Source organism: Klebsiella spallanzanii, assembly GCF_902158555.1.
Classification (GTDB): domain Bacteria; phylum Pseudomonadota; class Gammaproteobacteria; order Enterobacterales; family Enterobacteriaceae; genus Klebsiella; species Klebsiella spallanzanii.
Map to the genome: position 1 here is coordinate 642,195 of NZ_CABGGS010000001.1, position 12,832 is coordinate 655,026.

Below are 12,832 nucleotides of genomic sequence, written 5' to 3' on the forward strand. Positions count from 1 at the left end.
GCGCGAAGAAGATCACAATAAAAGGCAATGTATACCCTAAATAATTCGAGTTGCAGGAAGGCGGCAACGCAGGGAATCCCCAGGAGCTTACTGAAGTAAGTGACTGGGGTGAGCGAGGAAAGCCAACGCACATGCAAATTGAAGTATGACGGGTATAGCCCCGCCGGACGGCGGGGCTGTCACGCACTACGCCGGGCGGCGCAGGGTTTTAAAGGCCACAAACAGGAACAGGATCCACACTGGCAGCAGAATCGCCGACAGACGCATACCGTCGATCGTGCACATCAGCACCAGGATCAGCCCCAGAAAGGCGATGCAAAAATAGTTGCTGGCAGGCGACAGCAGGGCTTTAAACTTCGACTCACGCCCCTTGCGCCGCTGGGCAGCGCGGAATTTCAGGTGCGCCAGGCAGATCATAATCCAGTTCAGCAGCAGCGTCGCCACCACCAGCGCCATCAGCAGGCCGAGGGCTTTCTGCGGCAGCAGGTAGTTAAGCAGCACCACCAGCGAAGTAATAATACCGGACAGCAGCAGGGAGTTGACCGGTACGCCGCGCTTGCTGACGCGAGCAAGAAACTTCGGCGCATTGCCCTGTACCGACAGGCCGAACAGCATCCGGCTGTTGGAGTAAACGCCGCTGTTATAGACCGACAGCGAAGCCACCAGAATGACGAAGTTCAGCGCAGAAGCCACTAGGTTACTGTCGAGATTATGGAAAATCATCACGAACGGACTACTGTCGGATTTGATTTCCACCCACGGATAAAGGGCCAGCAGAACCACCAACGAACCGATATAAAACAGCAAAATACGGTACACCACCTGGTTAACCGCTTTCGGAATGCTCTTCTCTGGATTGTGCGCTTCGGCGGCGGTGATGCCAATAAGCTCCAGACCGCCGAAGGAGAACATGATCACCGCCAGCGACATAATCAGCCCGTGCCAGCCGGTGGCGAAGAAACCGCCGTGTTTCCACAGGTTATCGATCCCCGCTTTGCTGCCGCCGTGTCCGCCGAACAGCATCCACAGGCCAAAGCCAATCATGCCGATAATCGCCAGCACTTTAATCAGCGCAAACCAGAACTCCGCTTCGCCGTACAGGCGAACGTTAACGAGGTTGACTGCGTTGATAATAATGAAGAAAGCGGCGGCCCAAATCCACGTCGGCACGTCCGGTAGCCAGTACTGCATGTAGATCCCGGCGGCGGTCAGCTCTGCCATCCCCACCAGCACGAACATCACCCAGTAGTTCCAGCCGGAAAGAAAACCTGCAAATGGACCCCAGTATTTATAAGCAAAGTGGGCAAAGGAGCCAGAAACCGGTTCTTCAACGACCATTTCGCCAAGCTGGCGCATAATCAGAAAGGCAACGATCCCGGCGACGGCGTAGCCGAGCAGTACGGCCGGTCCCGCCATTTGAATCGCTGGTCCAATGCCGAGAAACAGGCCGGTACCGATGGCGCCGCCAAGGGCGATAAGTTGGATATGTCGGTTCTGTAAACCGCGGTGAAGCGTCGGGCCGCTTTCCTCTACGGCATCCGACGACGTTGACGCGTCTTTCACGTCGATCCCCTGTGTGTTTATATGAAGGGGCACCTTGTAACACTTATACCCGTCATACTTCAAGCCGCAGATGCCCTGGCTTCATACGTTCATTGATTTATCACAAGGGGCGAGCTGCCCTGCCCGCCCCAGCGTTTTGCTTAGAACTCGTAGCCGACCGAAACCTTGAACGTCCGCGGCTCACCGCGGAACAAATAGGTTCCACTGTCATCAGCACCGGACCAGTAGTTCTCATCCGTCACGTTATCCACCCCCGCCCGTACCGTCATCTGGTTCTGATTCTCGTTAAGCGCCAGGCGATAGCGCACGCCGAGATCCAGGGTGGTGTAGCTATCAATCTTCTTGGTGTTCGCCTGATCGGCATACTGCGAACCGGAATGGTTGAGGCGCGCGGTGGCGGTCAGACCGTCGATGGGCTTGATATCATACTCTGCGCCTAGCACCGCGTAGAACCCCGGCACGCCAATCGCTTCCTTACCGTCATTCAGGCCCTTCTCAGTTTTCGACAGCTCGGCATCCAGCCAGGTGGCGCTGGCGTTAAGACGCAGGCCATATAAAGGTTCACCGAAGATGTTAAATTCAACGCCGCGGTTACGCTGCTCGCCGTTAAGGCCATAATAGCCCTGGCTATCAAGGACCGCTGACGGCATTTTAATTTCAAACAGCGCCAGCGAGCCGCCAATACGGCCAAAATCCGCCTTCACCCCCACTTCGTTTTGTTTGGAGTGAATAATCCCAACGGTTGCCCCATAGTTTTCGGCCGAATTTGGCGCCCGGCCTCCGGGCTGCAGAGCCTCAGTATGGTTAGCATATAAAGAAATCACGTCCCACGGTTTGTAGACCAGCCCGTAAGTTGGCATCCAGCGACTGTCATCAAATTTGTCGTCGGTTTGTAATCCGGTAGTTTTATCGTAGTTACGCACCACCACTTTTTGATGGCGCGCGCCAGCGGTAAACAGCAGCGTATCGTCCAGCACGCCCAGGGTATCGCTCAGCAGCCAGCCCTGCGTACGGGTACGGCCGCTGGTCAGCGGATCGTAATAGTCGCCACCTTTACCACCGGAAGAAGAACTCGGTGGCGGCGGTACCTGCTGGGTATTGTAAATATTCACCAGTGGGTTATCCGCAGAATTAGACATCCGCCACGCAGTTTGGTCGTTTTGAGTTTTCGCCGAATAGCCGACGTTCACTTTGTGCGAGACAAAACCGGTAGCGAACTCGCCGCGTATCCCGGCCATACCGCTGGCGGTATCAATATAGCGGTTGGTATCCAGACGACCCGCCGTGGCGTTGCCTTCTCGATCGATAAGCTTCGAAGCGCTATACAGGCCAATTTCATGGGCATGCTGAGCGCCCAGCGACGCATAGGCAGTCCATTTATCGACAATGTCGTATTCCATTCTCAGCATACCGAACTCATTTTCGATATCGCTGTAAGCCCATTTTTGCGTGTAGTTATGGGTATTGCCCGGCAGACGCGGAATAAAATCGACGCCCTTGATGTTGATCCCCATCGGGCCGCCGTGGAACGTTTTCTTCTGATAGCCAAAATCAAAAGAGCTGCGCAAGCGCTCGCCGCGGTAGTCGAGACCAATAGCAGCCAGAGTGGTTCTGCGCTTGTCATTCTCGACCGCCGCCTCGCCTTCACGATGTACCAGGTTCACCCGCGCGCCGAACTGGTTATCGTCACCAAAGCGACGGCCTAAATCCAGCGAACCGCCGACCTGAGAATCAGAGGTATAGTCCACGCCAACGTTGGCGGTCGGGGTATCTTCCGCACGCTTCGGCTCCAGGTTAATCATCCCGCCGACGCCGGAGCTGGCGGCACCGTTGAGCAGGGCGTTCGCGCCTTTAAAAATCTCAACCCGCTCAAGCATGGCGGTATCCATCACCTGACGCGGCACCACGCCGGACAGGCCGCTCAGGGTCATATCATCGCCGTCGAATTTGAGGCCGCGAATACGATAGGTCTCGGCATAGTTACCGTAGCCCTGCACCGGCTGGACTCCGGCATCGTTGCTCACCACGTCGGTAATGGTTTTCGCCTGCTGGTCCTGAATCAGCTTCGAGGTATAGCCGATGATGCTAAACGGAACGTCCATCGCGTTTTGTTCACCGAGCATCCCCAGACGGCCGCCGTTCGCTACCTGACCGTCCAGATAGGCGGGCACCACCAGATCGCCGCCGGATTTAAAATCGCTGTCGGAAGTCGCCCGGACGACCATGGTTTCTTCTGTTTTTTTGCGTTCAGCGTCGTTTTCCGCCGCCGTGGCTGAATGGGTAATAGCGCCAATGGTCAACGCCAGCAGCGTTTTCCGTAGCGGGAAAGCCGAATAGTGAGAGGTAAGCATAATTTGTCCCATAGGTGAGGAAAGTCAAACAAAGGGCCCGCCTTCGGGCCCAAATTTCTTATTTCGCGGCCAGGTCAATGCGGACAACGCTGTCCGGCCCTTTCGTCGAATGATCTTTGTTGAACGGCTGTTTAACGGTGACAAACAGCGTTTGTCCGTCGGCGGAAACCAGCAGACTGTTAGGGTTAGCCGGAATATCCCACGACTTTTTCAGCGCGTAGCTGGTGCCATCGAGGCTGATAACCTTGCCGGATTCGCGCTGGGAGATATAAATCTCGTTGCGCTCAGGATTGAACTGCACCGCCAGCGAGTCGCCCACGTCCAGTTGCTTAATCACCTTGCCGCTGTGAATATCGAGTACCAGGGTGGTTTTAGCTTTGGAGTTATCAGTGACGAACAGACGACCGGTGGCGCTATCTTCAGCAATGTTCAGCAGCAGCGCCGGTTTATCGCCCAGCGGCTTCCAGCGGTGTTCGATACGGTTATTGCGCGGGTTAATCACCAGGATTTCACCGCTGCCGTTTGCCGCGTACAGCCGTTCGGTTTGTGCGGAATAGTGCAGGCCGGTCATCCATTTACCGGTGTTTTTGATCCGCGCTTTCAGCTTCAGGGTATCGGCATCAACGACCCAGATTTGCGCCGGATCGGCGACTGCGCCAACGTAAAGGGTGTTATTGAGCAGCAGGATTTGACGCGCACCGTACGGGAAACCTTCTTTATTGCGTTCGCTAAACAGCAGGCGTTTTTGGACTTTGCCGTTGGCCGTGTCGATAGCGCTAATGCCGCCGTCCAGCGAGTTGGTGACAAACAGCGTACTGCCGTCAGGGCTGAGCTGTACGGCAAAGTTTTTCAGATCGGTGTGGGTCATGCCGATAGTTTTCAGGGTTGCCGGATCCAGCTTGTACACCGCGCCGCCCTGCACATCTTTAAAGCCTTCAGCGCTGGCAACATACAGCGCATCACCTTTCGGGCTGAGCGCCATTTCATACAAGCCTTCCGCCAGCTCGCGTTTCAGCGGTTGTACGGCATTTTCCGCTTTTTGTTCGGCAACAGGTTGAGAAACGGGAGAGGTATGAGTCGCGGCGCAGCCGCTTAAGACAGCAGAGATAGCCAGCGCCAACGCCGGAAGAGTGTATTTCATAAGATCAATCCTGAACAAAATCAATGATCCGATGGTGACTCCGCCGCCGATGTTCTCTTTTTCGGTCTTGCGTTAGCGAGCCCCACCCTACGCCTTCGAAGTTTCCCTGTGAGCAGTCACTGAGGCAGGTAGTTCCCTGAAAGCCTGCAAACAAAAAGAAGAATGAGAACTATACTCATTATCTTAATGTAATCAAGGATGGCTTTTAGCGAATGGAAAAACGTTTCATTTTTCGGTGAAAGGTATTCGGAGTAGTGGTATTCGCTGAAGAAGAGAAAAAATGCAAGACAAAACGCTGAGGGAAAAGCGCCGGAACTCAACAGGCTCCGGCACAGGAAACTATGCGCTGGCGGTATCCAGACGCGCCAGCTGTTCGCGGCTCAAGTTCAGCGCAGCAGCACGAGCAAAGCTCTCCACCTGAGCGATACTGGTGGCGCTGGCAATAGGGGCCGTTACGCCTTCACGACTCATTAGCCAGGCCAGCGCGACTTCGGCAGGTTTAGCATTCTGTTGTTCCGCCACCTCAACCAGAGTATCGATGATACGCAGCCCGCGCGGATTGAGGTATTTACCGATGCCGCCGCCGCGCTGGCTTTGCGCCAGATCGGACTGCTGACGGTATTTACCGGTCAGGAAGCCGGACGCTAGGCTGTAGTAGGTCACCACGCCGATATCGCGGCTGATGCACAGGTCGCAGAGCGCGCCTTCAAAGGCCGAACGATGATAAAGATTGTATTCCGGCTGCAGCACCTGCCAGGCCGGCAGACCGCTTTTGCGCGACACTTCCAGCGCGCTCGAAAGCTGCTGTGCGTCAAGATTAGACGCCCCCATCGCGCTGATTTTTCCCGCCTGCTGTAAGGCGTGGAACGCGTCGAGGGTTTCGGCAATCGGGGTTTCCGGGTCCGGCCAGTGGGAAAAGTAGAGGTCGATATAATCGGTGTTCAGGCGGCGCAGCGAATCTTCTACCGCCTGCTGGATCCAGGCTTTTTTCAGTCCTTTATGGCCGGGAAGGCCTAAATCGGAACCGACTTTAGTGAAAATTTTCACCTTATCGCGCATGCCTGGCCGCGCCTGTAGCCAGCGGCCAATAATGGTTTCGGACTCGCCGCCCTGGTTACCGTCCGCCCAGCGGGAGTAAACATCCGCCGTGTCGATAGCATCAAAGCCGTGGTCTACAAACGCATCAAGAATGGCAAAACTGGTTTTTTCATCGATGGTCCAACCAAAAACGTTGCCACCAAACACCAACGGGGCGATGGAAAATCCGGTTTTGCCCAAGGGACGTGTCATCATGCCGTTCACTCCTTATTTACCCGTCATACTTCACGCAACGCGAATTATATAGGGTAACGCTTATATTCTGTGTCCTTTCAGGAAATGCCAAAGGTCAGAAATGATAGTAAGAAAAGGAAGCTTGAAGCGGGCTTTCCGTGCCCGCTGAATGCATAACAACATTATGTCCCGGAATAGACATCAAAGCTAAAATATTTCCCTGCTAGCTTTTTATAGGTGCCGTCGGCGAGGATTTTGGCGATCGCGCCGTTAATTTCCTGACGCAGGGCGTCATCCTCTTTGCGCAGACCAATCGCCGCGCCGGCGCCGAACAGCTTGTCATCCTGCAGATGCCCGCCCACGAAGGCGAAATCTTTGCCCTGCGGCTGCTGCAGGAAGCTGTAGTCGGCCATCATCCCGGAAAGCACCGCGCCATCAATACGCCCTGACTCCAGATCCTGTACCACGCGATCCGCTCCCTGATAGGCGACGATATTGATTCCCGCCGTGCGCCAGTGCTGGTTGACGTAAGTCTCCTGCGCCGACCCCTGCTCTACGCCGATGGTTTTGCCCTTCAACTGCTCGACGGTATTGCCGGCCAGCGTGTTTTTACGCGCCACGAGGAACACCGGGCCGTTATACAGCTTATCGCTAAAGCCAATCTGCTCTTTACGCTTCTCGGTCATATACATTCCGGAAAGGATCGCATCGAACTTGCGCGCCTTCAGCGCCGGAATAATGCCGTCGAAGTTGCTTTCCACCCACACGCACTTCGCCTGGAGCTGCTCGCAAATCGCGTTCCCGAGGTCAATATCAAAACCCGCCAGCTTACCCTGCGGATCTTTCCATTCAAACGGCGCGAAAGTCGGGTCGACGCCAAAGCGAATTTCCTTATTTTCTGCGGCCAGGGCTGAAGTTGAGGCCATCAGCGCGACCCACAGCAGAAGAGATTTTTTCATTATTTACGGACTCCAGAGATCAACGGCAGTGTGTTTCAACTAACCGGGCGAACAGCGTCGCGCCGGTGGAAATAATATCATCATTAAAGTCGTAGCCGGGGTTATGCACCATGCAGCTGCCCTTCCCGCCTTTTTCGCCATTGCCCAGCAGGAAGTAGCAGCCGGGACGCTGCCGGAGCATAAAGGCGAAATCTTCGCTGGCGTTCATCGGCGAAATAGACTCCAGCACGCCCTCCTCGCCAAACACCTCCAGCGCCAGCGCTTTGGCAAACTCGGTCTCCTCAACGCTGTTGGTCAGTACCGGATAGGAGTCAAAAACCTCGACCTCGCTGCTGGCGCCGTAGCTTTTGGCGGTATACTCGGTGAGCTCCTTGATACGTTTGATTAGCAGATCGCGGATTTCCGGTTTCATCGCCCGCACGCTCAGTTCCATCACCACGTTTTCGGGAATTACGTTAGAAGCGATACCGGCCTGGAAAGTCCCCACGCTGACCACTGCGGTTTCGCCCGGCGGCACGTTACGCGCCACAATACTTTGTAGACTCATCACCAGCGCCGCGCCGGTCACGATCGGGTCGACGGTACGCTCAGGGTGAGCGCCGTGGCCGCCGTAGCCGGTAATGGTGATTTTGACCGTATCCGCCGAGGCCATAAAATTGCCGGCATAGAAGCCGAGCTTCCCTACCGGCAGGCCCGGCATATTGTGCAGACCGAAGATGCGCTCGCAGGGGAAACGCTCAAACAGCCCGTCTTTAATCATTAAATCCGCGCCGCCAATCGCTTCTTCCGCAGGCTGGAATATCAGGTGTACCGTGCCGTTAAACTGGCAGGCCGGAGAGGCGATATATTTCGCCGCTGCCAGCAGAATCGTGGTGTGGCCGTCGTGGCCGCAGGCGTGCATTTTTCCGGCAACGGTGCTGGCCCAGGGGAGATCGGTCGCTTCAAAAATCGGCAGCGCGTCCATATCGGCGCGCAGGCCAATGGTGCGTGGAGAGTCGCCCTTACGCAACGTCCCCACCAGGCCGGTTTTTGCCAGCTCACGGGTTACCGTATAGCCCCACTCGGTCAGTTTCCCGGCCACCAGCTCGCTGGTATTAAACTCTTCGAGGCTTAATTCCGGATTGGCATGTAAATAATGACGGATCGCAATCATCTCGTCTTCAGTGGCTTTAATTTCAGGAATAACAAAATCGGTCATGCCGGTCTCCGGGATATAAAAATAGATGCTCAGTTTTAATAACTTAACTTGGTAGAGGTTTAATGCAAGCAGCATTTCTTATTACAGAGGCAGGTGGCATCTCATTTATTCATATTGATTTACCTACGAAATTTCTTTTTTTAATATCTCAGAGCAAAACAGACTATTTCTAATCATCTGGTTATTATTGCTTTATAAGATCAATAATAATAAACAAAATGGAATAATGCAGATAAAGAATCGATAAAACACCTAAATTCCAATATTTTATTCTTTCATAAGTTCATCTCCTGTCTGGAAAAAATCGTTATCACGGTCACACAATTTTGCTTTTCTTTTTACTTTGTTTCCATAGTTAACTATGTTGAGTTCACTTGCTTAGTCACCAACGAATATCGAGGTGTGAAGATGAAACAACCCCACAATAGAATTGCCCAGGGAGTCTGGCTGGCGATGGCCGGGCTGCTGGCGTTATCAGCCCCGCTGGCAGTAAACGCCGCGACCGCCATCAGTGAAATGGCCGGTAAGGTTCTGCCGTATCAGGAAAAACCGCGCGTCTTCGTGCTGACCGACATCGGCAACGAGCCTGACGATCAGATGTCGTTAACCCGTTTTTTGCTCTATGCCAACGAAATGAGTGTCGAAGGGCTGGTGGCGACAACCTCCACCTGGCAGCGGGAGAAAGTGCATACCGATATGATCGATCTGGTACTCGGTCATTACGGCGAAGTACAGCCTAACCTGCTTAAGCACGCCGCCGGGTTCCCGACGGAAGACCAGCTTAAAGCCGTCGTCGCGCCAGGGCTTGCCAGCTACGGCATGGCAGCGGCCGGTGAAGGGAAAAATACCGCCGGTTCCGACCTGCTGGTCAAGGCCATTGAAAAAAGCACCGACGCTAACCACCCGCTGTTTATCAATCTGTGGGGCGGCGCGAATACTCTGGCGCAAGCGCTAAAAGACCTGTCACAAAAACATCCTGCCAGCACCGTTCAGACGCTAACGCGCAACCTGGTGGTCTACTCGATTTCCGATCAGGACGACGCTGGTTTTTGGGTGCGCGAGCACTATCCGGCCATCACTTACATCGTCGACCCCTCAAGCCAGAACGGCGAAGATTATGCCCGCGCCACCTGGACCGGCATCAGCGGCGATCAGTACTATCGCAACGCGCCGGGGGCAGATTTCACCACCGTGTCCCAACACTGGCTGGATGAAAATATCCGCAACATCGGACCGATGGGCAAAGGCTACCTGCAATACCTGTTTATTATGGAAGGCGATACCCCGGCGTTTCTCGGCCTGATCCGCAACGGCCTGAATAGCGAGCAGAATCCGGGCTGGGGCGGCTGGGGTGGGCGCTATATCGTGCGCCAGCCGCAGCATGAAACGCGCGCCATCTGGAGCAGCGGCGGCGATTTCTATCCCGGCAACCCCAACGCCGCCGATACGGTTACCGGCGTCGACGGCAAGCGCTATACCTCAAATCAGGCCACCATCTGGCGCTGGCGTGAAGCATTCCAGCACGATTTTGCCGCCCGCATGGCGTGGGGAGTGAAAGATTACGCCTCCGCTAACCATAATCCACAAGTGGTGGTAAACGGTCAGCAGGGACAACAGGTGGTGTATCTGGATGCTAAAGCGGGCGACGTGCTCACACTAAGCGCCGCGGGGAGTAAAGATCCCGATGGCAATCAGCTCAGCTATAGCTGGTTCCGCTACCCGGAGGCCGGTTCCGCCAGCTCTCAGCCGGTGGCGGTAAACGATGTGCAAGGTCGTCGCGGCGAGGATAATTTGCAGGCCCCCGCAATCCTCGAACTGAGCGATAACGGTAAACCAACGGTTGAAGTTAAAGCGCTGCGAAACGGCACGGAACATATCATTCTGGCGGTAACCGATAACGGCAAACCGTCTCTCACCTCTTATCGACGGATTATTGTTTCGGTCAAATAATCCATCCGGGGCGGCACGCATTGCCGCCCGATGAACGGAATGCAGCGCAATGGTATGATGAACACTAAAGCAACCCTGCGGGCAGAGGCGAGACGGCGTGGATTACAAACAGCAGATCCTCAATATATTGCATAGCGAAGCGGAATCCCGGGCGGAGATGACCAAACGCCTTGGCGTCACCAAAGCCTATATCACCAAGCTGACGGCACGCCTGCTCGATGAACAATTGATTGAGGAGCGGGAAGTCAAAGATCCGACTTTTGGTCGCCCGCAGCAGCTGTTAGCAGTGAAAAGCGCGAAAGCCTGGAGCGCCAATATCATGCTGCGTAAAGGCAGCTTTCAGGGCACGCTCAATGATTACAATACCCTGCTCCCGCCGTTAGCGGATCTGCATCTTTCCCTGCCGGAGACAATGACCCCAGACCAGTTGGTAGACTTTATTGCCGATGGTATCGCGCGGCTATGCGAGCAGGCCAAACTGCCGCGAAGCTCGCTCTGCGTAGCCAGTATCGCGCTACAGGGCGGGATAGAACATTTCACCGGAATTGTGCGCTATTGCCCGCTATTTCAGGAACATAATATTCATCTCACTGCCCTGCTTGAGCAAAAATTAAACCTGCCAACCCGCATCTATAATATTGCCCACTGCACTAACTACCTGCTGGCGAAAAGCTCGCCCGGTCAGTCTTATGTGGCGTTTATGCCCGGATTTGGCAGCCTCGGCTATGGCTACTGTACCCACGGCGAACCGGGGTTGGGCGAAAACGGCTTCTACCCGGAAATTGTGCATCTCCCCTGGCCCGGAGGGCTGGAACCGGCGTTTAACGTCGAGGCGAATAATATATCCGCTGGCGTAATGACCACCGCGCAAGCGCTCTATTTTGCGATTTGCTGTACCGCACCGATTCATAATATTAAGCGAGTTATCGCGACCGGTGAGTTATTCGAAGATTACGGTGAGGATATTTTGCCGCTCGCACAGAAAATGCTTGATGAAAATACCAATTCGCATATTCGTGAAATACGCATCCGCCATTATAAAACCGGACACAATTATGGCTGGAAGGGATTAGTACAGCTCAGTTCGGACAGTATCACCGGGCTGCTGGCATAACACGGTTTCCCCCGGTGGCGCTGCGCTGACCGGGCTACCGTCCCTTAAACGATGCGGAACCGGTAGCCCGGACAGGTGCGCAGCACCGCCTCCGGGGATAAGATCAACGTTAGTGATTCAGCGCGCCGTTAATCAGGATTGACGTAATAATCCCGGTCGCAGCGGCAATCAGCACATAGTTGCCATCAATATACGACCAGTGCTGCCCACGCGGCGGTGACGGTAATCCCCGATCGTGCCAGTCGTTCACCCGATAATCATTGCCGCGGAAATGCTCCGGGGCCGGTTGACCTCGACGGAAGTCATGCCCATTCCACGCAAAATGGTCCTGTTCATGGCGTTCCTGATGACGGTTATCATGCGAATCACGACTATCTGGACCACCACGTCCCTGGTCACCGCGATCCGGACCGCGGCTATCACCGTTACCCTGATGATTGTTAGCCTGCGGCCCATTGCCCGGTCCCTGCTGTCGGTTACCATCCGGGCCGCCGCGGCCGGAATCGTTCTGCCAGACCTGCTGCTGACCGCGATTGTTACCGCCAGGGCCATCAGCCCATGAAACGGATGTAAAAGCACAAGATAAAATAATCGCCAGTGAAAGAATCTTTTTCATAGTATACCTCCTGATATATTTCCTTTTTACCGGGAAAATGTGGAGGAATAGTGAGTGATAATATAACCAGGATTATTCCGACACGGTATAAATCGCACATAAAAAAAGGCCGCTTTCGCGACCCTTTTTAAAGAATTGTCAGTGATTATTCAGTAACTTTATTTTTTAACTCTTCAGCGCCTTGCTTGGTTTTATCCCAACCTTCTTTACTGACCTCTTTGGTCTTATTCCAGCCTTTTTCAGTGCCTTCTTTGGTTGCGTTCCAGCCTTTCTCGGTGCCTTCTTTGGTTGCGTTCCAGCCTTTCTCGGTGCCTTCTTTGGTTTTATTCCAGGTTTTCTGCGCGCCTTCGCTGACTTCACTACCTACGGTGTCGCTTTTCCCTTCCGCCGCGTGTTTGGCTTTGAGCTGCTGCTCTTCACCCTGGTGCTGAGCCTCGTGCAGTTTTTCCTTCGCGGTGTTTGCTCCTTCATGGGCTGCCGCGACGGTATCATCAGTTGCGTGTGTTGTTGCAGCAAAAACAGGAGCTGCTACCAGAATCGCAGATAACGCAATCATTGCTTTTTTCATAATGTCCTCTCTCTAACGAACTTAATGTTACGAGTCGTATTTAGCATGGCACAAGATTTTGCCGTTTGGCTTTAGGGATTGTTCTTAAAACTAATTTCAG

Annotated in this window: 10 protein-coding genes; 2 read left to right on the top strand and 8 right to left on the bottom strand. The window is 54.3% G+C overall.

Features of this window, described 5'->3' with window-relative positions:
- Positions 1-186 precede the first annotated feature (186 nt).
- From pheP to FN082_RS03170, 6 genes are all read right to left on the bottom strand, one after another.
- Complete coding sequence (pheP, locus tag FN082_RS03145; protein WP_142981122.1) at positions 187-1,563, bottom strand: phenylalanine transporter; 1,377 nt, start codon at positions 1,561-1,563, stop codon at positions 187-189.
- Between the two features lie 140 nt (positions 1,564-1,703).
- Positions 1,704-3,926 carry a TonB-dependent receptor gene (locus FN082_RS03150; protein ID WP_142981123.1) on the bottom strand — a complete coding sequence of 741 codons (2,223 nt, stop codon included), beginning with the start codon at positions 3,924-3,926 and terminating at the stop codon, positions 1,704-1,706.
- A gap of 46 nt (positions 3,927-3,972) precedes the next feature.
- Positions 3,973-5,055: a YncE family protein gene (locus FN082_RS03155; protein WP_139538559.1), complete on the bottom strand. Its 1,083-nt coding sequence runs from the start codon at positions 5,053-5,055 to the stop codon at positions 3,973-3,975.
- Between the two features lie 339 nt (positions 5,056-5,394).
- The gene (locus FN082_RS03160; protein ID WP_139538558.1) at positions 5,395-6,348 is read right to left on the bottom strand and encodes an aldo/keto reductase; all 954 of its coding nucleotides are present in this window, start codon (positions 6,346-6,348) and stop codon (positions 5,395-5,397) included.
- 161 nt (positions 6,349-6,509) lie between these two features.
- Positions 6,510-7,286, bottom strand: a complete 777-nt coding sequence (locus tag FN082_RS03165) for an ABC transporter substrate-binding protein (protein WP_139538557.1) — start codon at positions 7,284-7,286, stop codon at positions 6,510-6,512.
- Positions 7,287-7,305: 19 nt separating this feature from the next.
- Positions 7,306-8,484 (bottom strand): M20 aminoacylase family protein, encoded by a 1,179-nt coding sequence (locus FN082_RS03170; RefSeq protein WP_139538556.1) that lies wholly within the window; start codon positions 8,482-8,484, stop codon positions 7,306-7,308.
- Positions 8,485-8,892: 408 nt separating this feature from the next.
- On the opposite strand from FN082_RS03170, the gene FN082_RS03175 reads away from it, so the two are divergent.
- Both FN082_RS03175 and FN082_RS03180 read left to right on the top strand, forming a co-directional pair.
- Positions 8,893-10,434: a DUF1593 domain-containing protein gene (locus FN082_RS03175; protein ID WP_139538555.1), complete on the top strand. Its 1,542-nt coding sequence runs from the start codon at positions 8,893-8,895 to the stop codon at positions 10,432-10,434.
- Positions 10,435-10,531: 97 nt separating this feature from the next.
- A complete protein-coding gene (locus tag FN082_RS03180; protein WP_139538554.1) occupies positions 10,532-11,548 on the top strand; it encodes an ROK family protein in 1,017 nt (338 codons plus the stop codon).
- Positions 11,549-11,657: 109 nt separating this feature from the next.
- Here the strand turns inward: FN082_RS03180 and FN082_RS03185 are convergent, their stop codons facing one another.
- Both FN082_RS03185 and FN082_RS03190 read right to left on the bottom strand, forming a co-directional pair.
- Positions 11,658-12,164, bottom strand: coding sequence for an RcnB family protein (locus tag FN082_RS03185; RefSeq protein ID WP_139538553.1), 507 nt, complete (start codon positions 12,162-12,164; stop codon positions 11,658-11,660).
- Between the two features lie 145 nt (positions 12,165-12,309).
- Positions 12,310-12,732 carry a hypothetical protein gene (locus FN082_RS03190; RefSeq protein WP_142981124.1) on the bottom strand — a complete coding sequence of 141 codons (423 nt, stop codon included), beginning with the start codon at positions 12,730-12,732 and terminating at the stop codon, positions 12,310-12,312.
- Between the last annotated feature and the right edge of the window lie 100 nt (positions 12,733-12,832).